Here is a 24,794-nt window from a genome sequence, read left to right as displayed (position 1 = left end):
GAGTAGGGGGAGCAGGGGAGCAGAGGAGCTCCCCTGCTCCTCTGCTCCCCTGCTCCCCCTACTCCCTACTCCCTAACTTCTCAAATAACAGTGCTACTTTGTCTAAATCCTTATCTCCGGGTTTAATTTCTACACCGCTAGATAAATCAATACCATCGGGTTTTACCTGACTTAAAGCTGTGAGTATATTATCTGGTGTTAGTCCTCCAGCTAAAAACCAAGAGCAACTGGGACTAAATTGCTGTAGCATTTGCCAATCTAAAGTTTGACCAGTACCGCCTAATTGCTGGGGATGATAAGCATCGAGTAATAAAGTATCTACGTATTGAGCGTAATGAGCCGCTTTTTCAAGATGCTCAAGACTACGAATTCTCAAGGCTTTGATAATTTCTACCTGGGGTAAAGCTTGGCGTAATTGGTCGCAGAATTCAGGCAATTCGTCTCCGTGCAACTGGACACCAGTCAACCCAGAATCGATCGCTGTCTGGTTGATTTTGGAAATGTCGGTATTAGCAAATACACCAATTCTGTCAATATTTTCTGGTAATTGTGCTACTGCTGCTCGAATTTGGGCTGTAGTAACGTAGCGGGGTGAAGTAGGCACGCAAATAAATCCTAGTGCTGTTGCACCAAGAGTTGCGATCGCTACAGATTGCTGTGGCTGAGTGATTCCGCAAATTTTAACTCGCATAAAAATTTAAGATATTGAGAACTAAAAAAAAGGTCGAATTTTTGCTCGCAGTTTTCAGTTGTTTCCTGACTAACTCTATAATTTTGAAGGGTTACATTAATTTTGCCTAGGAGATACAAGCTTGATTTCATCAATCTTACTAGCAGTCCAATCCACTGTTCCCCCAACTCCCGCGTGGAATCCCACAGTGGCTATCATTATTAGCATTAGCAGCTTAGTAGTTCTTTTGCTTTCTACCAAAATTGAGAAGCCCCTAGTTGGCCCTAAATTACCTGTCTTGCCAGTCAGCGTTCCAACATTCATCGCCGCGATGGCTTTTGGTCATATTATCGGCGTTGGTATTGTTCTAGGTCTGACTAATATTGGTCGTCTGTAGATTGGAGATGCTAAAGGCGTAAAATTTTACGTCTGTATGAATCCACAACTCTGACGAACAATTCGGGTTCTTTCTCCAGTCATGAAACTCTCAGAATTAGTACCGTTAGCTGTTGCATAATCAGCCTAACTGAGGGGAAGACTTCACTAACTGAGTATTGACCTAGCTGATAACTGGCTAAATCAGTTTGTTCATGCAGGAGAAAGAACCACTCTCATCAATTTTCTTAACAATCCAAGCTACCGTTACCAACACGAGCAAAGAGTGCTGGCGATCGCTTGCTATTTCTGACTTTAATGCCTTCAAAGGCTGGTTGTGCCAGTTTATTTGAGTGCAGGAGTGATATCATGTCCACCTAATCACTTGTGATTAAAATATCTCCGCGTCCCTGTGTCCCCGCGTCCCCCTTCGGGTTCGCAGTCGCCTGCGGAGGGAAACCCTCCTGCAGCGCTGTCTCACCGCGTCAGTCTAAATAATAAATCTTTAAACGGACATGATATGAAGCCGCTAAAATATGTCTGGTATCTGCAATTAAGGTAGGCGCTAATTACGAATATATTGCACATATAATTTTCGCACCTGCCACAGAAAACCATTGCCGTGAATCAGCACTCTTGGTAGAGAAGCCACTGCTTTAAAAGTTGCGTGGTTTGTAGACGCACTCTAGGAGGTTAGGTTCTGGGTTGATTTTTCTACATAACGTGAAAATCAGATGCCTTGCGGGGGTTCCCACGGCAGTCCGCTCAAGTTGGGAAACCCACATGGCTGCTTAAACGTTGGGGCAAGTGGCGTGGGAACTCTGCGTAGGCGAGTTTCCCTCCCCGTTGTGGCGAACGTCACCCATCAGGGCACTATACAAACGAAGTTCCACTTTTTCTCACGTTGTGACACACTTAATTGACATATAAATGTCACAAGATTGACATAAATTTGACTAAACATTGTTTGAGCAAAAAAGTTGAAACTGGTAAACTCTTGTCAGTATAAGTTTGATGATTGCAGCAATTGTTTTGAGTATTTAGCTCTATAACGACCAGCCCAATCTTATACCTATAATATAATTTTATACAATGAGTAGTTTGCTGTATTTAGGAGGTCTAAATAACTGAATCAAGGTTATGAAAATAAATAATACTGAAGAACTCTATGGAATTTTCTTGATATAGCCGTAGTCACATAGGTTAGGACAGTATTGATTGCTCAAAGTCTTTTAGTAACTGGGTTTATACTCAGCGAGAAGTTGCGATAGCGCAGCGTTAGCGAGTCCTTGAGCGTCGGAGGGTTTCCCTCCTTTGCAACTTCGGTGACTCAGTACTCAGCACTTTGCTATAAGTAGTTTGACATATTGACTTTTGGAAAATAAAAAAGTGAACATTATCAGTTACAGATGGAGAATTAACAAGCATAAAAAGTTTAGCTTCAATAATTTTCCAAGAAATCAGGTTTTTTGGATATTTATGACTAATAAATTTTTACTAATTTTTAGTTTTATCTTTTTGCTTAATTTTTTCTAGTTAATCAAAGGGGTGTAAAAAATGGAGCAGCCTGAAAGTATGAGTATCAAAAACGAGCGCGGATGAAGGCGATCGCTTTGGCTATAGTAAACAAAACTAGATTAAAAACATACAATGTTAATTACTAATACCTAAGTATTTGTATATTGACACAAACCGCAAAATTCAAAGTTAATTTATTATTACTGCATTTTTAATACATGACTTTAAGAAATTGGAGACGCAAGCGTGGTGTAGTATTGACTACTAAAGGGTTACAAAAACTTCAAGAGGCAAAGCGGCAATCAGAAGCAAAGGAAAATTTTGGAAATAGTTATACACTTGAAGAAATGAGTACGATGACTGGATTATATTCCAGTACAATCTCTAAAGTACTCAACCGTGAAGGAGGAGTTGACAAAAAAACTCTAGAAAAGCTGTTTTTAGTTTTTAAAGCAAAAATCGATCTTAGTGACTATTTAAGTTCTAACACTCAGTTAGACTGGGGAGATGCTACCTATCCGTCTATTTTTTATGGACGTACAGATGAACTTATCGCTTTAGAACAATGGGTTCTTGATGAGCGTTGTCAATTAATAGCACTCTTAGGAATGGGTGGCATTGGTAAAACATCTCTGTCTGTAAAGATTTCTCAACATATACAGGAAGATTTTGAATACATAATTTGGCGATCGCTACGAGAAGCACCACCTGTTACAGCTATTCTTTCTAACCTAATACAAGTTTTATCTGATGATAGTACACCAGAAAGTAAATTATCAGAAAACTTAGGTGAAGGAATATCTAAACTAATATATTACTTACAAAATTCTCGCTGTTTAGTAATACTTGATAATGTAGAATCAATTCTCCGCAGTGGTAGTAGAGCCGGACAATATCGAGAAGGATATGAAGGTTACAGCGAGCTTTTTAGACGATTAGGAGAAACATCTCACACTAGTTGCTTAATCTTAACTAGTCGGGAAAAGCCTAAAGACATAGCATTACTAGAAGGGAAACAACTACCTGTTCGCTCTTTACAACTAAGAGGTTTAAAGGTTTTAGAAGCACAAGAAATATTGAAAGTTAAAGGACTAACTGCCGCAGAAGATGAATGGAAAGTAATAATTGAACGTTATGCAGGTAATCCATTAGCTTTGAAAATAGTTGCTACAACAATTCAAGATATTTTTGATGGCAATGTAACTGAGTTTTTGCAAGAAAATACATCTGTATTTGGAGATATCCGCGATGTTTTAGATCGGCAGTTTGAGCGGTTGTCAGATTTAGAAAAAGAAATAATTTATTGGTTGGCGATTAATCGGGAACCTGTTACGTTATCAGAGTTGCGACAAGACATTGTATTACCAAGACCAACTCAAAAACTACTGGAGTCTCTCGAATCTTCGGTGAGGCGATCGCTAGTTGAGAAAAGTGCAGCAACTTTCACATTACAACCTGTAGTTATGGAGTATGTAACTCAGGTTTTGATAGAAGATGTTTGTGAAGAAATTGTAACTGATAATATTGAGCTTTTTCAATGCCATGCTCTGATGAAGGCGACTGCTAAAGATTACATAAAGGAAGCTCAAATTCGCCTCATTCTCCAACCTGTGATACATGGGTTGCTAATTGTCTTAAAAAGTCAAAGAGCTATTGAAAATCAATTAATTAAAATTTTAGTAAGGTTGCGACAAGAATCTCCTTTAGAACCAGGGTATACGACAGGGAATATTATTAATTTGCTTTCTCAACTCAAGATAGATTTAAAGGGCTATGATTTTTCTTCTTTAACTGTTTGGCAAGCAGACTTACAGAATGTCAAATTACACAATGTAAATTTCCAAAATGCCAATTTAGCTAAGTCTGTTTTTGCTGAAACTTTCGGTGGTATTTTATCTGTAGCCTTTAGCCCTGATGGCAAACTTTTGGCTATAGGTGATACCAATGGTGAGATTCGTTTGTACCAAATTTCCGATTGGAAACAGCTTTTAACTTGTAAAGGACATACTAATTGGGTTTTATCGCTTGCCTTTAATTATGATGGCAGTACTCTTGTTAGTGGTAGTACCGATCATACTGTAAAGCTATGGAACACAAGTACTGGTGAATGCCTCCAAACTTTAACTGGACATGAGCATGAAGTTTGGTCAGTTGCTTTTAGTCCAGATGGTCAGACAGTAGTAAGTGGTAGTGATGACCAGACAATGAAGTTATGGAGTGTCCGTTCTGGCCAATGTCTGAAAACTTTCCTAGGACATACAAGTTGGGTACTCTCCGTCGCTTTCAGTAAAAATGAGCAAGTACTAGTGAGTGGTAGTGACGACCAAACTATTAAGTTATGGGATATCAATACTGGTGAATGCTTCAAAACTTTTCAAGGGCACTGTGATGGTATAAGGTCAATTGTCGTCAGTCCTGACGGTAAGATGGTGGCAAGTGGTAGTGATGACCAGACGTTAAAGTTATGGGATATTAACACAGGTGAATGCCTCACAACTTTTCAAGGGCATTCTAATGAAATTTATTCAGTTGCTTTTAGCCCACGGGGCGATTTGTTAGCTAGTGGCAGTTTTGACCAAACAGTCAGGCTATGGAGTGTTAATACATATGAATGCCTCAAAACATTTCATGGACATTCCAGTTGGGTATTTTCGGTTGCCTTTAGTCCACAGGACGATTTCTTAGTAAGTGGCAGTTACGACCAAACAGTGAGACTATGGGATGTTCGCACAAGTCAATGCCTTAAAACGTTCCAAGGGTATACTAATCAAGTACTCTCAATAGCCTTTAGTCCAAATGGGCAGACACTCGCAAGTGGCAGTCATGACTCTTCGGTAAGATTGTGGGATATCAATACAGGTCAATGCTTAAAAACGTTCCAGGGTCATTCTGCTGGGGTTAGGTCGGTTGCCTTCAGTCCAAATGGGCAGACACTCGCAAGTGGCAGTCATGACTCTTCAGTGAGATTGTGGAATGTCAATACAGGGCAATGCTGGAAGCTATTACAGGGACATCGTGCGGCAGTTTGGTCGGTTGCCTTTAGTCCAAATGGGCAGATACTAGCAAGTAGCAGTGACGATCAAACTGTAAGATTGTGGGATATCAATACAGGGCAATGCTGGAAGCTATTACAGGGACATCGTGCGGCAGTTTGGTCAATTGCTTTTAGTCCCAAAGAAATGATGCTAGCAAGTGGCTCTTTAGATCAGACTATCAAATTATGGGATATTACCACTGGTGAATGCAAAAGAACCCTAGAAGGACATACTACCTGGGTTTTATCTATTGCTTTTAGCCCAGATGGTGAATTGCTGGCAAGTACTAGTCCGGATGGAACTTTAAAGCTATGGAGTATTAGTACTAGTAAATCCACAGTGACTTTACAAGATAATACAGGTGGATTACAATCTGTCACCTTTAGTCCAGATAGCTTGACCCTAGCAAGCAACGGCCAAGATAATACAGTCAAGTTGTGGGATGTCAATACGGGTCAATGCCTTAAAGTTTTACAGGGACATACAGGCAGGCTTTGGTCAGTTATCTTTAGTCCTGATAATCAGATTCTTGCTAGTAGTGGTGATGATGAAACCATTCGATTGTGGCATATAGCAACAGGTGAGTGCTTAAAAACTTTGAAAGCAGAGCAACCCTATGAGTGTATGAACATCATTGGAGTTACAGGTTTAACTACAGCAACTATTGCTACGTTAAAAGTTTTGGGGGCGGCTGTTAGCGAAAAACAGCCGATTTAGAAGTTTTCTGAAACTAGTCAAACCTTGTCTGAAATATCAGGTCAATGAACGACATATTTTTCTACTTTAAAATTTAGATAATCAAGATTAGCAGTGATAAAGTAGAAAAATATATAGCCATTAAATTTGCTTTTTATTCTGTTTAATAAGAGCTAGACGATGAGAAGTAGCGAATGTCTCAAGCTTAAGCAACTACAAAAATAAACAGCTTTCATTTAAAAATAAACTATTTCGGTATCGCTTGGTAAACCTTGTATGAGTTCAGAGGTTATAATCGTTTCCAAATCATCGATATTGGCATCATTTAACATCTCTGAACTGGTATCCAAAACATCAAAACTAGTTTCGATGTTTTTATTGATCAGCTCTTGGTTGAAAGAATTATGCCCAATAGATTTACTTACTGTAATCATTGCTTTATTCTCCTGAAAGTTGTTTTAGTAGAAAACAGTTATGTGAGAACTGAAATAAATCGGCTTTGGCCATTTATTTGATGTATTTGCAATCATACAGATTGCACTTGCAGATATCTAGATAGCTCTAGAGGTTTCAATATGCCTTGTATTTCCTCATCTAATATGTAGTCTTCTTTGGGTGGCATAAAGCGCAAAAGTGCAGTTTCATAACAGGCTCTTGCTACACGGTTACGCTCTTGTGGAGTCAGGTGTGCAACAAGCTCAACAATATCGTCTACATGCTTGACTTCCGAGCCAACACTGCTATGTACGCGCAACCAACGTGTTGCATGGATACCTTTTGGTAACAAAGCTTCCACACTTTGGATGTATTCTTCACCTATAAATGTCCCTAAACGCTCGCTTGCATAACAAAGGCCAATACAATCAATTGGATTTGTTGCTTCTACTATTTGGGTAAAGTAATTGACATAATCTCTAATCGGAGATGGATTGAATACCTGCACTACAGCCTCAGCATCATATCCCATGGACTGAATATCAAGCAAAGCAAGTTGGTCATGACCTGCTTCCTCTTTAGCTTTCTGTGTAGCCCATTTTGCCAAATCTTGGCGACCCAAAGCTGCGAAGTTCTGGGCTGCTTTTTCCATCAGTCGTGAAGTATGACGGCTTGAATGATACGCACCTGCAAGCCGCCATACCCAACGCGTATAGGTTCGATTTGGTGGTTGGCGCTCTGATTTAACTGCGTAGTAGGCATATACTATTGCCCGATCTAAAAACATCTGGACTTTAATTAAGCTTGTGCCATCAATCACTTTTTGAGAAAAAGAATCGTTGTTTTCCACAGTATTAGATTCGTGCATCCAAGCGCTGTTAGCATTATCAACTACTGAAAAATCAGTACTCATAGTTTGTTTTGTACTCACGTACTTTACATCACATTGAAAGCAACTTCTGCTTTTCAAAATTAGGTGTAGATAGGCTTGCTATGAAATAAATTTTGGGCAAATTCCCCTATGTTGTAATGTATAAGACTTTGTAACTTTCTACTCAGCGTTGGAGTTAGGCGATCGCATATGCAAGTCAATTATTTAACAAAATTTCTACATCGCAAGAATTCTAACATGATATTTACTACTGGTAACAAAGTAAATAACAATTGATCGAGCTAGTTTACTACTAAAATTTCTATGAATTTTAAACTGTTCGCGATCTGGTTAAATGGTGTATAAAATATTCAATAACACAGTTCACACTAATAGTAATATAGTTATTTAAATAACTTTAGTACAAAGTAGGTATTTTGCAGAAAAGATAAATATTGCTTGTATAGTCAGCTTTTTAGACTTATTTCAAGTGGGTAATTATTTCAGTAACATTGTATTAATAGTTGATCTAACTAATTTTGATGAAAAATACAGACAAGGTATTATTTTTTTCTGATCCATATTCATCCATGACAATCAATGCAATAGACTGCTAGTAACAGCTATCCTTTTTTTTAGAAAGATACTATGCGAATGGCAACACAATGACGAATGGGGAATTCGTAACTATCATTCCATAAGAGTTTTAGACATTTTAAATAACTGGTTTATTTACGCCAACCGACACTCATTGTTTTTAGAACTAAAGCAAAAGAAAATCGGTAAGTTAGGCTTGAACTTAAAGAAAAATGTCAAGTAAATTTTTGAGATTGAGAAATAGTCTCAAAAAAATTGTAATTTTTAATACTTTAATTTATTAACTCTTCAGCTCAAATCGGATGATTTTTGACTTTTATAGCTAAAAAAACCGTTTATCGGGCAATACATTTACGTATAATAAACAGCTGGCAAAAAAATTACACTTAGGTATAGTATTTTTCCAGCAATTTTTAGCTGTAAAAGAAAAAATATAGATTTACTTTTTTTATGTTTCTAACTAGATTTTATGTCGATCGATACTATACAAGGGTTATTTTTATACAGGTAACTTAAAAAACTTAAATTCAATCTTAAAATCTAGATTTTCACTGGTAAAGACGATTCAGGATAAGGAACATTATTAATCTTGATAGAAAATTATGAAGCACGAACGAGGTCGCAGTGTATACATACCCCAATTCTCCATCTCAAAGTAAAAAAGAGACAGTCAAACGAATTACTATAGAACTCGAATTAGATAAAACTGGCGAACAAATTACTGTAGAGCTAGCTTCAGATGAAGCCAAGAGACTTGATAATTATTGTAATCAGACAGGGAAAGTTGCAAAGGACGTGATTAGAGAACTAATTCAAGGAATTACCTTAATTTAGAATTAAATTCTCACAAAATCCAGAATATTAGCCACTGGAAGATTTTTAGCACCAATGCATTTTGTAAATAGAAGTCATGGAAGTTGGGTCACTGCATAACAGACATAGGTTAAACTAATGACCAAAAACCTAGTTAAAGATTAATAGGGAACGATCGCTGTTGACTAGTAACAAAAATAATACAATTTCTAAATACTACTGAGATGAATTTACTGACAACGCTCGGATGAGTTCTCGAATTACATCTGTAGCTGGTCTACCAGTCTGTTCGCAATATTGTTCCAGCTTCTCAGCTTCTTTTGTTGCCAAATTTAAAGTGATTCGCTTAACTGCCCATTTTTTACTCATGATGTAAATTTAGTTATATGTACAAATTTCTCAAAAGAACCAAATCTTTCCGATTCAGTTTGGCGATAAAGCTCATACAGCTATGTTGCCACTACTAGTTCCTCCTGCATATATATAAATTGTTCTGACATGTAAGATGGCTAGCTTTTTCGTTTGCTTCCATAGCAAGTCCTAAAATCGAGGATGCTTGTATTTTGAAGCAAAGCGATCGTAGTCCACAATAATTGTGCTTCTTGTTTAGCTGCCTCTAATATGGTTTCACCGAGGTTGAATATTTTTCTATTTTATCGGGAATGATATTATATCACTCCTTAGTGGAGTTTGATTGGTTTACGCCATGTAGCTTAATAAAACTATCAAATGCATACCATGCCAACACATACCAGGGAATAGTTTCAAATTGCAAACCTTTAGCCACCAGTTGCCGAATCGCCAGGAAACTGAGTCCTAAGGGAAAAAGGAAGCGCAAATCAACTGCTCCATTGGTCGCCTGTTCGACTCGTTTGTTTAAGTCTACAACCGCACCTGAGACATCCACCGCAGCATCAGATTTATCTTCGGTAACATCAGCGAAAATAATTCCTAAATCCACTAATGTGCCAACTACATTTTCCAAACTGCGATCTTTGCCATCATGGTTGATGACAATACTACCGTGACTGATATTAGTTCGTACTTGACTGATATTGGGTTGTGCTTCTAGCGCACGAGCAATGCGTTGCATTTGTTCGGGTTGACGATGGCATCGAGCAACTCTCAACCGCAGCCTTCCTGGAGTATCGCTGACAATTTTTGTCAATATTGCCTGGGATGGTTTATTTAAAGTTGCCTGCTCCATAACTTTAGGCATTTTGGTGACATTACCATGACTATTTGTCATCACACAATTGCCCTCCTCTAAAAAATGAAGTAGACCCCACAGATAAATCCGGGGGTTTAAGAAAAGATGCTGTACTCTAATTTATTTTTACGGATCGATCCGCTTGCTCGTAATCTCTTATTCAATCAAGTATGGTGGTCTTCAATCAGTCGCGGGTTCCAATCCCTAACTGATTGATTCTGACTCCTGAATTCTGACTTGGTGAATTCTTCTTCAACCTTCCGTTGCGTTATCAGCAGGACTGTTAGCAGCTTCAAATGCTGGAGTTTCTTTAGACTCTGCAAGTTCGGCTTTGGCTTCGGCTACAATGTCTTCCCAGGTTTCACCCAGCTCTGCAAAGGCTCCTCTACTTTTTTCGTAGGCGACAATTCCACCTTTGATTATCGATTTCGCTATCGGTTTACCGATTCCCGCGACAACGGGAATAATCACAGGGGCTAGGAGTACTGCTCCAATACTGGCTATAATTCCAGGAGCGCCAGCATCTTCAACAAAATCACTTATTTTAGGTGCCATAGTTAATTTACCTCCAGTAAATTAGAAATTTGTGTGAAAGCCTTTTACCGTAATCTACCCAAGATGACGATTTCATCTTGCTGATGGTAGAGTTTTCTGGGGTGAATGCTTGAGAATTGGGCGCAAACCATTGACTCCGGCAACGATGGTTGAGCCATTGTTCACTACCGTGGCTCCCAAAGGATTCAGACCGAATAAAACGGCTACGATTAATGCTCCTAAATTAGGAACAACAACAATACCAGTGTTTTGCTGAATTAATTGCTTTGCTTGGCGTGCGATCGCAATTGCCTCTAATAAGCCGTGCAAATCATTCTGCATTAACACTAAGTCTGCTGTTTCGCGGGCAATTTCAGAACCATTGGCAAAGGATACAGAGACATCAGCATAGGCTAAAGCTGGCGAATCATTGATCCCATCCCCAACAAATGCAACTGTCTTGCCTTGTTCGTGCAGTTCTCGGACAACTGCTGCTTTTTGTTCTGGAAAAGCTTCTGCGTGAGTATGCGTCGGCGGAATACCCAACTCAGCAGCCACAGTGCGAGCTGTGCGCTTGTTATCTCCGGTGAGCATATGAACTTCTACACCTTCGACCGTCAATAGCTGGGTAATGACTTCCCGACTTTCTGGACGCAGAATATCACTATATCTAATTTTACCTTGAAGTTGACCGTTGCTAGCTACATAAATCGCAGAGGTCGCCCGTTGGTTATGACCGTTGAGCAGTTTCATATCGATGCCTTGCTGACGCAAAAAGCGATCGCTACCTACATAAACAGTCTCGCCTTCAATTTCTGCTTGCACGCCTAAACCTAGTTGATAGTTCCACTTACTACGGTTGGGAATTACCACTTGCTCTGCTTGGGCGTGGCGGATTATGGCCTCGGCTACTGGATGTGTCAGACGCTGTTCGGCCGCCGCTGCTAAGGCGAGAACTCGCAAGCTGGATACGGAAGGATTGAGACTTTCAACGCCAATTACAGTTACTTCCCCTTTGGTCAGAGTACCTGTTTTATCAAATACAATTGTGTCAACTTCTGCTAGTTGTTCTAACGCCCGACCGCTGCGGATCAGAATGCCGTGCCGTGCTGCATAAGTCAGGGTTGCTAAAACCGTTGTCGGAATAGACACCCGAATGCCCGTGCATAAATCGAGAGTCAGAACGCTAGCTACTCTAGCTGGGTTACGAGTTGCGGCAAATACTATTCCTCCGAGTAACAAAGTTGGCACAACGGCTCTTTCAGCTATTTTGGTGGCATGGTTTTCCATGCGGGTATCGTGGACGGGAGCTTCTTGCATTAACTTAATACTCTGTCCGGCACGAGTGTCATTACCTACCCACTCTGTCAAAATATAAATTCGTCCTTCCCGTACCAAAGTTGAGGCAAAAACAGGCTGTCCTTGCTTTTTCAAAATTGGCATAGACTCACCAGTAAGTTTCTGCTCGTCTAGCAGGGCTTTACCCCGCAAAATAGAGCCATCTACGGGAACTTGTTCGCCGGGATAAACGATAACTGTATCGCCGCGCTGTACATTTTGAATCGGAATTTGTTGCTTTTCGCCATCGCGCTCAACCCAGACAAATTGTCCTAGAGAATTGAGTAGATCCAGAGTTTGCAATTGCGAAGAACGAGCAGTGCGATCGCGGATATTTTCACCAATTTCAATTAAACTCAACATCAGCGATGGAGTGAGAAATTGACCTTGGACTGTGGTAATTGCGATCGCCATAAAATCCAAAAAGTCTATATTCAGTTTTCGCTGCGTTGTAATTCCTTGTATTGCTCTTTGAAAAACTGGCCATGTCGCTAGAGCAATGGTTCCCGCCACCATAAGTGGTGGAATAGGCAATCCAAAAGGCCCTCCTAACACAGCTAAACCAGTAGCCACGGCAGAAAGTTGCAAACCAGGCCAGGAATTCTCTGTATCGGTTGTGGGAACAGCTAATGACTGCTTAGGAGCAATTGGCACTATTCCTACATCATCAGCAGCCAAAATCAAACAGCTCAAACGCGATCGCATTTTGGCATCAGCAACCGCATTAGATTTATAAGTCACAACTAGCGACGCTGCCGCAGGCTTAATCCGAACGCTCGTAATCAGGGGATCGGCTTTCAATAAAGCTTGCAAACGTTGAGCATAGTCTTTATCGTGGCGTAACCGAGGCACGCGCAACCGCACCCTTCCTGGAATAGCATGGACAACACTACAGGATTTAGTTACTTGGGAAGAGCGTCCATTTTTCTTTGCCGAAGCAACTTTGTTATTTTGTTCCTGCAAAGTTTTGTCAAATTTTGCCGCTAGACGAACTTCTCTATTCTTTTCTCCTACAGTCATTGGCGACATTTTAACTAGTGGAGGCGATGCTAGTGGAACTGTAACTTTTGCCATTCCTTCACTCTCATACAGATTTATAAGTTTGTTGGTTATTTATTTAGTGCTGAGTGCTGAGTGCTGAGTTCTGAGTATAGTTTTCTCCTCTGCCCCCCTGCTCCTCTGCTCCTCTGCTCTCTTCTCCCTGCTCATCCTGCGGCGATCGCAGCGGACTGAATTAGACTGACTAGATGGGATACTACTGGTGTAAAGCGTTTTTGTACTCGCTTTTTAGCATCCCGAAGCATTCCAGTTTCATAAGCAATAACAATTGATGCTGCATCTTTATTAACTCGCTCAATCTTCACTGTTGGATCTGCTTTGAGTAAAGTCTCTAGACGTTGGACGTATTTGGGATCGCAAGCAATTTGAGGTATGTGAAACCGCACTCGTCCTGGAATTGCATGAGCAATGCTGTAGTCAACTTTTACAGGTTGCTTGGTTGTTTGAGGATGAGCTACAGACTGAGGTTCTGAATCTGAAGTTGTAGTTGGCTTTTCAATATTTTCTTCTGCTTTGTTTTGTGAATTCAATACAGTAGCCAACTGCTTTAGCAAAGCTCGCATCTCTTCTGACATTACCTCTGGTTTACAGGTAATGATAATAGTCCCTGCTTCAGGACTCACTTGGGGAGCGAACGCCCAGTGTTCTTGTTGAAACAATTTTAGAAGATGTTGCTGGGATTGGGGATCTTCGCTGATTTCAGCCAAGGTAAATCCCGGAAATGCACGAGCAATTCTAAAAACGAACTTGATAACTAACTTGACAATCTGCTTCCAGATGTGATTTTTTTGTGTCGCAATTGTCGAAGTTTGTTCTGGTTGCAATGTTGATGAAGATGTGGAACTATCCATCTTTGTCCTCCAGTGTTCCCAACTTGGGGAACCGTCTATAACGAAAAGTTCGCCAAATAGGCTAAGGAAAAAGACAGCCCTGGAGATTTCATCTCAGCCCATAAGCTCGATAAATCAAAGGTTGGATTCTCAGCTGTTGCGTCTATATTTTCATCAGGCTGACTTATTGGTTCTAGAGTTATAGATTCATCAGGTTGATTTACTGGTTCTAAAGATACTTGCTCATTTATTGTCTGAATCGGATGTGTGGGTGGGTTCGTCTCTAAAGCTGATTCCATCAGACTCACCCAATGAGTTAAAGTCACACTATTAGGCTGATAGGCGATTGCAATTGATGCTGCATCGCTATTCAAACGCACATTGATAACTTGGGGATCTGTTTTGAGCAACCTCTCAAGTCGCTTTGCATAGGCACGATCTTGAGCGATCTGAGGTATATGAAACCTAATCCTTCCAGGTATTGTATGTACAACTTTGTAAGCAACTGCTGTGTCCCGATCTCGATCGTTTTGTGATGGGGGTTCTACTTGGCGATCGTTTGTTGATAAGGAAGGCTGGGACGATTTTGTTACCGTAACAGAATCGGAATTCTTACTGCCTTCTGATGTCGAAAATTGTGGCTCTAGATAGTCGATCGCCCGACGAGTTACATTTGAGGTAATCATATAGACTGGAATCGCTGCCAAACCGCTGATTCCCAGTCCTCCTGTCACCGCCAACCCTGTCATCAAGGGGATCAAGGAAATAGACTGCTCTTTCCAAAAATTAAGAGATTTCCACGGCGCAAAAGGATCTATATTGCTGAGTGAATCTGGCGAATCGGCCTGTTGAATATCAAATTGTTGAAGTACCTTCAATATCTGCGGCAATGTCACCAAATTTTCATCAAAGGTAACTACCAAACTGCCTGTTTGCTGATTAGCAGCTTTCACTCCTTGGTATTGCCGCAAACTTTGGGCTATAGTTTCTAGTTTTATATTTGAACTAGCATCAGTAGCACGAATGCGTATGCGCCCATTGGTTGTATGGACTATTTGCATTCCACCAGCAGGCAGTTGCAATTTTGATGTAACTGCCTCGGTGGTATTTTTTTTATCTGTGACTTCATCGCTTTGACGTTGAGCAGGAATTAAGTCAGGAGACATTTTTGGCTGCGGACTTAATACGCGACTACTGATAATTTGTGTCATTTAACCGATAGTTGCACCACAAACAAGGTTAACAATAGGTTAAATATAACTTAAGGTTTGGTGTTGAATCTCATCCTTGAGAATTATATTGGATTAAGTCTTGTTAACTACTCGGTTTTGGTATTCTTGCTCGGTAATCATATCGAGACTATTTTCCAGGCGGTCTACAAAGACGATACCATCAAGATGGTCGTATTCATGCTGAAATATCCGCGCGACAAAATCAGTAAATTCTTGTTTTTGTAACTTGCCATAGCGGTCAGTGTATTCAACTTCAATTGCTTGATATCTGGGAACTAATCCCCTAATACCGGGAACGCTCAAACAACCTTCCCAACCCTTTACAACCTCAGTTGAACGAGCAACTATCTTAGGGTTAATCATCGCAGTAGGTTCCATTTCCGGCGCGTTGGGATACCTAGGATTAGGACGAGAAGCCACAATAAATAAACGTTTTTGTTCTGCTATTTGAGGTGCAGCAATTCCCACGCCATTAGCCTTGGCAACTGTAGCGATTAAATCATCAATTAGTTGTTGAACACTTTCATCGCTAACATTGTCAACCCAGGCAGCTTTTTGACGCAGTACAGGGTTGCCCAATTGAATGATTGGCGTTAATTCAGCCATCGGTAAAACTCCTTAAATATTGACCATTGTACAGACAAGGGTTAATCGCGTCTCTTCAGCTTTCTTGGCGCACTGGTAAAGGTGCAGGACTGACAGCTACTGCTGTTGTTTGCCCATTGCGTTCTACTTGTATTTGTAAAGGACTGCCAATTTTGCTACTTTCTACAAGCTTTTGTACTTCTTCAATTTTAGTTACAGATTGATTATTAATGCGTTGAATTACATCACCAGTTCGTAGTCCTGCCACAGCCGCTGGAGAGCGAGGGACGACACTAATTAACAAAACGCCATTATCTGTTTTGAGATTGATGCGATCGCCTGCTCTCTCTTGTATTCTTTGTTTAATTTCTGGTGTCAATGTCACCATCTGAATACCTAAATAAGGATGCTCGACTCTACCTTTAGCAATTAATTCTTGAGCAATTCTTTGCACAGTGTTAATGGGAATGGCGAATCCCAAACCTTGAGCGCCTCGGATAATGGCTGTGTTCATGCCAATTACTTGCCCGCGAGCATTCAGCAACGGCCCGCCAGAATTACCAGGGTTAATTGCAGCATCTGTTTGCAGATAGTCAACCCGCTTGTCGCTAGCACCGATGTCACTACCAGAGCGACCTGTAGCACTAATAATCCCAGAGGTGACAGTGTTGTTTAAACCTAAAGGATTGCCAATTGCGATTACTGCTTCTCCTGGTTGTAAACCCTCGGAGTTACCCATGGACAAGGTTGGCAGATTATTAGCATTAATTTTAATTAAAGCTACATCCGTTAGCGGATCTTCGCCTAGTACTTTGCCATCAAAAGTCCTGCCATCCTTCAAGGTGACGGTTACACTATCCGCACCATCTACCACATGGGAATTAGTCACAATTTGGCCTGAGGAATTAATGATAAATCCAGAACCGCTACCCCGCTCAACTCTCTGTCTAGGCTGCGATGGTACGTCCCTAAAAAATCGTCGCAAAAATGGATCGTTAAATTCGTCGGGAATCTGAGAAGTGACTGTTTTAGAAGAATCAATCCGAACTACCGCACTTCCCACTTGTTGCACCACTTTGACTACAAAGTTAGGATCTCCCGACGATGAAAAAATTGCTGGAGGAACAATTGCCGGATTATTAGTGTTATTTGCCTGTTGGTCTAAAACCTGAGACTGAGATTCATTGGTTCGAGTTTCAAAGGTTTTGGCAGATAGAAGAGAGCAACTCTCTAGGAACACCGCTGCTATCCCACTAAATAGCATCAAGATAATACCGGTCGATCCCCTCCTTGGGAGTAAACCCTGTGTATCAATATCTTGGACTTCCAAGTTATGCTCTGTTGTCTTCATGTGTCTTTGCTTCTCCGTGCTGGTCAGTGGGTGGTAGGATATTGCCTACCGGGTTTGTCCCAGAATGATTACAACTCAAAAGTTTGTCTCAGGTCTAGGGCTGATTGAATGCTAAATTGGTGCTTGCTTACATCTTCTATTGTGACGATTAGCAGCAAAGGTGGTAAATGATGGCAATACCCATTGACAGTCTTTGGAGTCAGGTGCTAGAGCGCTTACAAATAGAATTATCTCGCCCCACCTTTGAAACTTGGATTAAAACTGCCAGTGCAAAGCAATTGGAAAACAACTGCTTGGTAATAATTACTCCTAATCCTTTTGCTCGTAATTGGTTACAAAAATATTACATTAACACCATTGCTCATGTAGTAGCAGATATCCTAGGTCATCCTGTAGAAATTTATATTACCGTCGATCGCGGCGATGAAGTCGCTCATTTGGATGAGCCAGACGTTTCTTGGGAATCTCCAAACCAAACTATTGTTCCTGAAAGTGTTCCTAAAAAAGGACAAGCAACTAGCGAATTAAACTCTAAATATGTCTTTTCTCGTTTTGTAGTTGGAGCTAATAATCGGATGGCTCATGCAGCATCTTTAGCTGTGGCTGAATCTCCAGGCAAAGAGTTTAATCCTTTGTTTTTATGCGGTGGTGTAGGCTTGGGAAAAACTCACCTCATGCAGGCTATTGGTCATTATCGCTGGGAAATTTATCCCAATTCTAAAATATTTTATGTTTCTACAGAGCAGTTTACTAACGATTTAATTACAGCAATTCGCAATGATAGTATGCAAAGTTTTCGGGAGCATTACCGCGCTGCTGATGTGTTGCTAGTAGATGATATTCAATTTATTGAAGGTAAGGAATATACCCAAGAAGAATTTTTTCATACTTTTAATACTTTACATGAAGCTGGCAAGCAAGTTGTGATTGCTTCCGACCGTCCTCCGAATCAAATTCCTAGTTTGCAAGAACGTTTGTGTTCTCGGTTTTCTATGGGTTTGATTGCTGATATTCAAACTCCAGATTTAGAAACGAGGATGGCAATTCTCCAAAAAAAAGCTGAATACGAAAATATTCGTCTACCTAGAGATGTAATTGAATATATTGCTTCTCACTTTACTTCTAATATTCGTGAATTAGAAGGAGCTTTAATTCGGGCAGTAGCCTATATTTCTATTTGGGGTTTACCGATGACGGTGGAAAATATTGCACCAGTTTTAGAAACACCAAGCGAAAAAGTAGAAGCTACATCAGAAGCAATTTTAACCGTTGTTGCTGATGCTTTTGATGTTTCAATTGAAGACCTCAAAAGTAACTCGCGGCGACGAGAAATTAGCTGGGCGCGTCAAATAGGTATGTATTTAATGCGCCAACATACCGGTCTGAGTTTGCCGAGAATTGGTGAAGAGTTTGGGGGCAAAGATCATACAACGGTGATCTACAGTTATGAGAAAATTAACCAACTGAGGGAAAGCGATCGCAATTTAGCACAAACCTTACGTCAACTGAGCGATCGCATCAACATGACTAGCCGTTCCCAAAAGTCATCGGGAAAATAATTTTTGGTTTACTATAACCAGCAATCACAAGGTTAGTGAACAGCTAAATAACAATATTAAGTAAAGTATAAAAACTGATTAAATTTAAATTTCTCTGTGGAAAAATCACGATTTTTTGGGGAAAACCCTCTTAAGTATAATTACCCTGTGGAAAAAATAGGGGGTTTTTCCACAAGTTTTCCACAGATAATAACTTGCTAAACTATGCTTTCAACAGACTTAGATTGGGTTTTCCACAATTTCCACAATTAGTCAGTTGTCAGTTGTCAGTTGTTATTTCTACCTTATCTTGTTCATCACTTTTAAGTATGCTGTCAGATAATGTAGATATCAAAATTTCTTTCGGAATCAAACTAAAATATTAAAACCTAACACTGATTAGATTTCATTTCTTTGCTCAAAAAAGTAAGGGTGAGTATTACCCACCCTACTCAGACTATGCAGTGTTTTTACGCCACCACTCAATCGTATGCTTTAGCCCTTCTTGGAAGCTCACCTGAGCAGTGAAATTAAAGGCTTGCTTGGCTCTTTCAGTATCCAAACACCTACGAGGTTGACCATTGGGTTTGTCAGTTTCCCAAACAATCTCACCGTCAAACTCCATCAGTTCGCAGATGAGAGTAATTAAATCGCGGATGGAGATTTCATAACCCGTCCCCAAGTTAACTGGTTCGGATTCGTTGTAAAGTTGAGTTCCCATAACAATCCCTCGCGCTGCATCTTCCGAATACAGAAACTCGCGGGTAGGGCTGCCATCACCCCAAACAGGGAGTTTCTTTTCTCCTTGAACTTGGGCTTCGTGAACTTTGCGAATTAAAGCCGGAATTACATGGGAACTTCTGGGGTCAAAGTTATCTTCTGGCCCGTATAAATTTACTGGCAGCAGGTAAATACCATTGAAGTCATACTGCTGGCGGTAAGATTGAAGTTGGACTAAAAGCGCCTTTTTCGCAACTCCGTAGGGAGCGTTAGTTTCCTCCGGGTAGCCATTCCACAGGTCATCTTCTTTAAATGGCACTGGGGTAAATTTAGGATAAGCGCAAATAGTACCGACACAGACAAATTTTTCTACTCCAGCTTGATGGGCAGCATGAATTAGCTGGGTTCCCATAATCAAGTTATCGTAGAATAATTCTGCTGGTTTTTCGCGGTTAAGACCGATACCACCAACGTGAGCTGCTAGGTGAATAATAATGTCTTGTTGCTCGACTGCACGTTGGCAATTTTCCCAAACACGCAGATCGCGATCGCGCGATCGCGGTATTGTAATCTTCTCCCTATCAGCTCCAGCTTTAATTAGCCGATCTATCACCTGACGACCCAGGAAACCCGACCCACCAGTGACGAGAATCCGTTTATTTTTTAGTTCTAAGGCGGTCATATTTTTCTCCTGTGCGGGTGTAAATCAGAAGTGAAGAGCGCCCAGTTCTTGACGAATAGTTGCAATATCGACAGGAATGGTTGAACCATTTCCATTGGGCGATGTTTGACCTAATGCTTGTAAATCTGCTTCTACCATCAGAGCAACTAGTCCTTCAAAGGTGACTGAAGGTGTCCAGCCTAATTTTTGTCTGGCTTTGGTGGGATCGCCTATTAACAAGTCTACTTCCGCAGGACGCAGATAGCGATCGTCAAACTCTACGTAATCTTGCCAATTGAGATTCACGTGCTTAAATGCCAGTTCTAAGAATTCCCGTACTGAATGGGTTTCACCAGTGGCAATTACGTAATCGTCTGGCTGGTCTTGCTGCAACATCAGCCACATCGCTCGGACATAATCTTTGGCATAGCCCCAATCTCGCTTGGCATCAAGATTGCCCATGTAAAGTTTTTTCTGCTTTCCAGCCACAATGCGAGCGACTGCTCTAGTAATTTTACGGGTAACAAAGGTTTCACCACGACGAGGCGATTCGTGGTTAAAAAGTATGCCATTGCAAGCAAACAAATTATATGACTCGCGGTAATTCACTGTTTGCCAATGACCGTAAACTTTAGCACAAGCATAGGGACTGCGCGGATAAAATGGTGTAGTCTCGCTTTGGGGCACTGCTTGTACTAAACCATACATTTCTGAAGAACCAGCTTGGTAGAAACGTACCTGAATGCCAGTACGTCGTTGATAGTCCCGGATTGCTTCTAGCAATCGCAGCACTCCCATTCCTACTGTATCAACCGTGTATTCCGGCGAATCAAAGCTTACTCTGACATGGGATTGAGCGCCGAGGTTGTAAATTTCTGTTGGCTGGACTTCTTCTAAAATACGTCGCAGCGTTGTACCATCCGTGAGGTCACCGTAGTGAAGAAGCATCTTCACTCCCTCTTTATGAGGGTCTTCATAAATGTGATCGATGCGGTCTGTGTTGAAAGTAGAAGTCCGGCGAATAATGCCATGAACTTCATAACCTTGCTCTAGCAAAAACTCACTCAGATATGAACCATCTTGACCGGTGATACCAGTAATCAACGCGCGCTTGTTTTGCGTCATGCTCAATTATCCCTTGTTGCCTTTGATGAAATATTTGCAGTTTAATTGATACAACCTAGCAGCTCGTTGCTAAATTGTTTAATGGGAAACCTACGGGCCTTAATCGATTGATACAGAAGTTTACCGTCAACAAATATACTTAATAAAACGTAATTTAACAAGTCAGCCCTAAATAGCTTAACTTGAGATGATTGAAGAATTTAGTATAAGTTTTTTAATCTTTGCCAAAACTTCATACAGCTTTGGTTTTTGTAAAGGGAACTACTTTCAAGCAAGCAATACTTAGGGGCATAAACTGCCCCAAAGAATAATAGTTGAGTTTTTGTTTAGTACGCTCCGTTATTTTTGGGGATAACAACCACATCAATCGTTTTCAGCATTATCCATAAATCGAGCCAAAAATTCCTAAATTTGACATAATGCAGGTCTATTTGGACTCGTCGAGGGTAAGGAATGTCGTTACGCCCAGAAACTTGCCATAATCCAGTGATACCTGGTCTGATTGTTAGTATCTGATCGATGTGTTCGCCGTACTTTGGTAGTTCTTCCGCAACTAAAGGTCGCGGCCCGACAACACTCATGTCCCCTTTTAAAACATTCCAAAATTGGGGAAATTCGTCCAAGCTAGTAATTCGTAAAAATCGACCTATTTTTGTAATTCGGGGGTCTTGTTTCAGCTTGAAACTGCTCTCAAATTCTTGCCGCAATTGGGGTGATGTTTCCATCATTTGCATTAGGACTTCATCCGCATTGCTCACCATTGTTCGGAATTTAATGCAGTTAAAGGGTTCGTAATTTTTACCAACCCGTTCTTGAACATAAAAAATTGGGCCTTCTGAGCTTAAAGCAATCAGCAAGGCCAAAATTAAATAGATGGGGAAGAACAAAATCAATACCAATAGCGAAAACGCTATATCGAACAGTCGTTTGGCAAACTCTCCGTTTAAACCCTGAAAAGACAAACTTTTGGGTTTGACCTTGGGCATCCTTGTTTTTTGACCACGTTTTAAGTAAGTACGTGTAGACGCTCTAGCGTCTTGCCGTAGGCCTCGCTTGCCGGAGAGGAGTGAGCTCTGGGCAGTCATCATACTCCTTAATAATCCACACCACACATAGTCCCAATCTTAAAGCTAAAAGGAGGTGCTTCTGGGGGGAAATTGCCAAAAGCCTACAAAACAATTACGAAAATCCAGACCTTCCTGGGAAAGATGGTCTTTTTTCTTTGCACTTATTTAAAAATTCTAAATAACGCTGTGCGAAGATTTGCGGTGAAAACTGAGTTGCGTGCGATCGCACATACTCAGGATTAAACAAATCTTGACACATTTCAAATTTTTCTACTGCGTCTACCAAAGCTGCTTCTGTTTGCATCTGGAAGAATAGACCCGTGCCTGTATCCCCGCAAGAGCGAATGTCTCGTACTGTTTCTAAAGCACCTCCTGCACCATAGGCAATCACTGGAGTACCACAAGCTTGTGCTTCTACTAAGGCAATGCCAAAATCTTCACAAGCTGCATACACAAATGCCTTAGCCCTAGCCATATATTTTTTTACCACATCATCGGGTTGCCATCCCAATATTTTGATGTTAGGGTTGGCTATTTCACGAATTTTTTTCATTTCCGAACCTGTACCAACGATCGTTAATGGTCGTTGCAATTGATTAAAAGCTTTGACAATTAAAGATACTTGTTTATAACTCTCTAACCTGGAAACTGTCAGGTAAAAATCCTCCTTTTGAGAAAAAAAAGGAAAAGCTTCGATATTCACTGGCGGGTAAATGACTGTTGCTTCTCGCCGATAGCAGCGCCAAATACGGCGAGCGATATGCTGTGAATTGGCAATAAAGTAATCAACACGATTGGCGCTTAGTACATCCCAATAACGCAAACGATGCAATAAATACCGCGTTGCCCACCCAGCTGCACCACTTCCCATTTTGCTATGGTTAAGATAATCAAAAGTCAAGTCCCAGGCATAGCGCATTGGGCTGTGGCAGTAGCAAATATGCAACTGATCGGGACTAGTCAAGATTCCTTTGGCTACAGCATGGGATGAAGACAGAATTACGTCATACTGTCGCAAATCCAGTTGTTCAATCGCCAACGGCCAAAGAGGCAAATACTTTTGCACGCCATTACGGGCAAAGGGAAAGTGTTGGAGAAACGTCGTACCAATTTGGCGTTTGTACAAATAACTTTCGGGATTACTGGATTCAAAGTCAATGAGGGCATAAAGATCGGCATCAACGTGATTCAGAATTTCCCTTACAACTAGTTCTGAACCGCCGGTGGCTTTTGGTGTTAGCCACTCATGAACCAGAGCGTATTTCAAGGGCACAGCTAACTTTAAAAAATAGAAAAAATGTAAGGCAAATTTGAGGTTAACTGAAAAGTTTCCCTTTGCGATTGACGAACGGGAAGCGCCCCAGGTTCAATCCAAGACGTTATTCTCGTCAAAGTGGTTCCAGAGGGATCTGCAACCTGATAACCTCAAATTGGGGATTAGGGATTGGGGATTGGGTATTGGGTATTGGGAAGAGTTCTTGTTTATTTCTTTCCTAGTCCCCAGTTCCCTGTCCCCAGTCCCTAGTCCCCAGGTATTTGACATAAAAAGTAGGTATTTATGCGAATTTTGATTATAGGTGGTACTAGATTCATTGGTATCTACCTGACTCAACTGCTAGTGGAACAAGGACATGATTTGGTATTGTTCAATCGTGGTAATCGTCCCGCACCTTCTTTGCAGGGAGTAAAACAAATTATAGGCGATCGCACTGATGCCACTCAGCTGAAAGAAAAATTATCACAAGAAAATTTTGATGCAATTTTTGACAATAATGGACGGGAACTTACAGATACCCAACCACTAGCAGAACTTTTTCAAGGTCGAGTGCAGCATTTTGTCTATATGAGTTCTGCGGGGGTATATCTCAAATCTGACCAACTGCCCCATATAGAAGGCGATGAGGTAGATCCTAAAAGTCGCCACCGAGGTAAGCATGAAACAGAAGCTTTCTTAACTAAGCAGGGATTGCCTTTCACTTCGATTCGTCCGACCTACATTTACGGGCCGCGTAATTATAATGACTTGGAAAGTTGGTTTTTCGATCGCATTGTCCGCGATCGCCCGATTCCGATTCCTGGTAACGGTTTACACATCACTCAGCTAGGGCATGTCAAAGACTTGGCAAGGGCTATGACTCAGGTTTTAGGCAATCAGCAGGCAGTAGGACAAATTTATAATGTTTCAGGCGATCGCTTCATCACTTTTGATGGTTTAGCACGTGCTTGTGCTGTTGCTGCTGGCAAATCGCCCGACGCGCTCAAAATTATGCATTACGAACCGAAAAAATTTGATTTTGGCAAACGCAAAGCTTTCCCATTGCGGATGCAGCATTTCTTTGCATCTGTAAATAAAGCTCAAACAGAATTAAACTGGCAGCCGGAATACGATCTGATTTCTGGGCTGACTGATGCCTTTGAAAATGATTATTTGGCAAACGGACGAGATAAAGCCGAGGTAGATTTTTCTGTGGATGACGAAATTTCCCAATATTCGTCTATTTTCAGGTAAGAGAACTGCATTTTTGCTCTAATAT

At 40.9% G+C, this 24,794-nt stretch carries 21 protein-coding genes; 5 read left to right on the top strand and 16 right to left on the bottom strand.

Features of this window, described 5'->3' with window-relative positions; genetic code table 11:
- Positions 1-58: 58 nt before the first annotated feature.
- Entirely contained in the window at positions 59-691 is a 633-nt protein-coding gene (locus I8752_RS10335) for a phosphoribosylanthranilate isomerase (protein WP_214432219.1), read from the bottom strand.
- A 121-nt stretch (positions 692-812) separates the two neighbouring features.
- Here I8752_RS10335 and psaK point away from each other — a divergent pair, with 121 nt between their 5' ends.
- Positions 813-1,067: a photosystem I reaction center subunit PsaK gene (psaK, locus tag I8752_RS10330; protein ID WP_214432218.1), complete on the top strand. Its 255-nt coding sequence runs from the start codon at positions 813-815 to the stop codon at positions 1,065-1,067.
- Positions 1,068-1,293: 226 nt separating this feature from the next.
- Here the strand turns inward: psaK and I8752_RS37995 are convergent, their stop codons facing one another.
- The gene (locus I8752_RS37995; protein ID WP_263985297.1) at positions 1,294-1,422 is read right to left on the bottom strand and encodes a hypothetical protein; all 129 of its coding nucleotides are present in this window, start codon (positions 1,420-1,422) and stop codon (positions 1,294-1,296) included.
- Between the two features lie 1,359 nt (positions 1,423-2,781).
- Between I8752_RS37995 and I8752_RS10325 the strand changes: the two genes are divergently transcribed.
- Positions 2,782-6,315 (top strand): WD40 domain-containing protein, encoded by a 3,534-nt coding sequence (locus I8752_RS10325; RefSeq protein WP_214432217.1) that lies wholly within the window; start codon positions 2,782-2,784, stop codon positions 6,313-6,315.
- Between the two features lie 215 nt (positions 6,316-6,530).
- Here the strand turns inward: I8752_RS10325 and I8752_RS10320 are convergent, their stop codons facing one another.
- Both I8752_RS10320 and I8752_RS10315 read right to left on the bottom strand, forming a co-directional pair.
- Positions 6,531-6,728, bottom strand: a complete 198-nt coding sequence (locus tag I8752_RS10320; protein ID WP_214432216.1) for a hypothetical protein — start codon at positions 6,726-6,728, stop codon at positions 6,531-6,533.
- A 92-nt stretch (positions 6,729-6,820) separates the two neighbouring features.
- Positions 6,821-7,642, bottom strand: coding sequence for a hypothetical protein (locus tag I8752_RS10315; protein ID WP_214432215.1), 822 nt, complete (start codon positions 7,640-7,642; stop codon positions 6,821-6,823).
- Positions 7,643-8,821: 1,179 nt separating this feature from the next.
- Here I8752_RS10315 and I8752_RS10310 point away from each other — a divergent pair.
- Positions 8,822-9,031, top strand: a complete 210-nt coding sequence (locus I8752_RS10310; RefSeq protein ID WP_404827084.1) for a hypothetical protein — start codon at positions 8,822-8,824, stop codon at positions 9,029-9,031.
- Between the two features lie 195 nt (positions 9,032-9,226).
- Here I8752_RS10310 and I8752_RS10305 read toward each other — a convergent pair whose 3' ends face one another.
- The 8 genes from I8752_RS10305 to I8752_RS10270 all read right to left on the bottom strand — a co-directional run bounded on the left by I8752_RS10305 (position 9,227) and on the right by I8752_RS10270 (position 17,149).
- Positions 9,227-9,382, bottom strand: coding sequence for a CopG family transcriptional regulator (locus I8752_RS10305; protein WP_214432225.1), 156 nt, complete (start codon positions 9,380-9,382; stop codon positions 9,227-9,229).
- A 301-nt stretch (positions 9,383-9,683) separates the two neighbouring features.
- Positions 9,684-10,262: an HMA2 domain-containing protein gene (locus I8752_RS10300; RefSeq protein WP_214432214.1), complete on the bottom strand. Its 579-nt coding sequence runs from the start codon at positions 10,260-10,262 to the stop codon at positions 9,684-9,686.
- A gap of 210 nt (positions 10,263-10,472) precedes the next feature.
- A complete protein-coding gene (locus I8752_RS10295) occupies positions 10,473-10,775 on the bottom strand; it encodes a DUF5132 domain-containing protein (protein WP_214432213.1) in 303 nt (100 codons plus the stop codon).
- Positions 10,776-10,847: 72 nt separating this feature from the next.
- Positions 10,848-13,166, bottom strand: coding sequence for a heavy metal translocating P-type ATPase (locus I8752_RS10290; RefSeq protein WP_214432212.1), 2,319 nt, complete (start codon positions 13,164-13,166; stop codon positions 10,848-10,850).
- Between the two features lie 131 nt (positions 13,167-13,297).
- Complete coding sequence (locus tag I8752_RS10285; RefSeq protein ID WP_214432211.1) at positions 13,298-14,002, bottom strand: hypothetical protein; 705 nt, start codon at positions 14,000-14,002, stop codon at positions 13,298-13,300.
- 35 nt (positions 14,003-14,037) lie between these two features.
- Positions 14,038-15,192 (bottom strand): HMA2 domain-containing protein, encoded by a 1,155-nt coding sequence (locus I8752_RS10280; protein WP_214432210.1) that lies wholly within the window; start codon positions 15,190-15,192, stop codon positions 14,038-14,040.
- 93 nt (positions 15,193-15,285) lie between these two features.
- Positions 15,286-15,819 (bottom strand): peptide deformylase, encoded by a 534-nt coding sequence (gene def / locus I8752_RS10275; protein ID WP_214432209.1) that lies wholly within the window; start codon positions 15,817-15,819, stop codon positions 15,286-15,288.
- Between the two features lie 55 nt (positions 15,820-15,874).
- Positions 15,875-17,149: an HhoA/HhoB/HtrA family serine endopeptidase gene (locus I8752_RS10270; protein ID WP_214432208.1), complete on the bottom strand. Its 1,275-nt coding sequence runs from the start codon at positions 17,147-17,149 to the stop codon at positions 15,875-15,877.
- A gap of 170 nt (positions 17,150-17,319) precedes the next feature.
- Between I8752_RS10270 and dnaA the strand changes: the two genes are divergently transcribed.
- Entirely contained in the window at positions 17,320-18,708 is a 1,389-nt protein-coding gene (gene dnaA / locus I8752_RS10265; RefSeq protein ID WP_214432224.1) for a chromosomal replication initiator protein DnaA, read from the top strand.
- A 436-nt stretch (positions 18,709-19,144) separates the two neighbouring features.
- Here the strand turns inward: dnaA and I8752_RS10260 are convergent, their stop codons facing one another.
- From I8752_RS10260 to I8752_RS10245, 4 genes are all read right to left on the bottom strand, one after another.
- Positions 19,145-20,089: a GDP-L-fucose synthase family protein gene (locus I8752_RS10260; protein WP_214432207.1), complete on the bottom strand. Its 945-nt coding sequence runs from the start codon at positions 20,087-20,089 to the stop codon at positions 19,145-19,147.
- 24 nt (positions 20,090-20,113) lie between these two features.
- Positions 20,114-21,193: a GDP-mannose 4,6-dehydratase gene (gene gmd / locus I8752_RS10255; RefSeq protein WP_214432206.1), complete on the bottom strand. Its 1,080-nt coding sequence runs from the start codon at positions 21,191-21,193 to the stop codon at positions 20,114-20,116.
- Positions 21,194-21,519: 326 nt separating this feature from the next.
- A complete protein-coding gene (locus tag I8752_RS10250) occupies positions 21,520-22,278 on the bottom strand; it encodes a sugar transferase (protein WP_214432223.1) in 759 nt (252 codons plus the stop codon).
- A gap of 94 nt (positions 22,279-22,372) precedes the next feature.
- Positions 22,373-23,533: a glycosyltransferase gene (locus I8752_RS10245; protein WP_214432205.1), complete on the bottom strand. Its 1,161-nt coding sequence runs from the start codon at positions 23,531-23,533 to the stop codon at positions 22,373-22,375.
- A 285-nt stretch (positions 23,534-23,818) separates the two neighbouring features.
- On the opposite strand from I8752_RS10245, the gene I8752_RS10240 reads away from it, so the two are divergent.
- Positions 23,819-24,769, top strand: a complete 951-nt coding sequence (locus I8752_RS10240) for an NAD-dependent epimerase/dehydratase family protein (RefSeq protein WP_214432204.1) — start codon at positions 23,819-23,821, stop codon at positions 24,767-24,769.
- Positions 24,770-24,794: the final 25 nt, after the last annotated feature.

This window comes from Dendronalium phyllosphericum CENA369, from assembly GCF_016056275.1.
Taxonomy (GTDB): Bacteria; Cyanobacteriota; Cyanobacteriia; order Cyanobacteriales; family Nostocaceae; genus Dendronalium; species Dendronalium phyllosphericum.
Note: the sequence above shows the minus strand (reverse complement) of the source record. Positions and strands in the feature narration are given on the sequence as shown.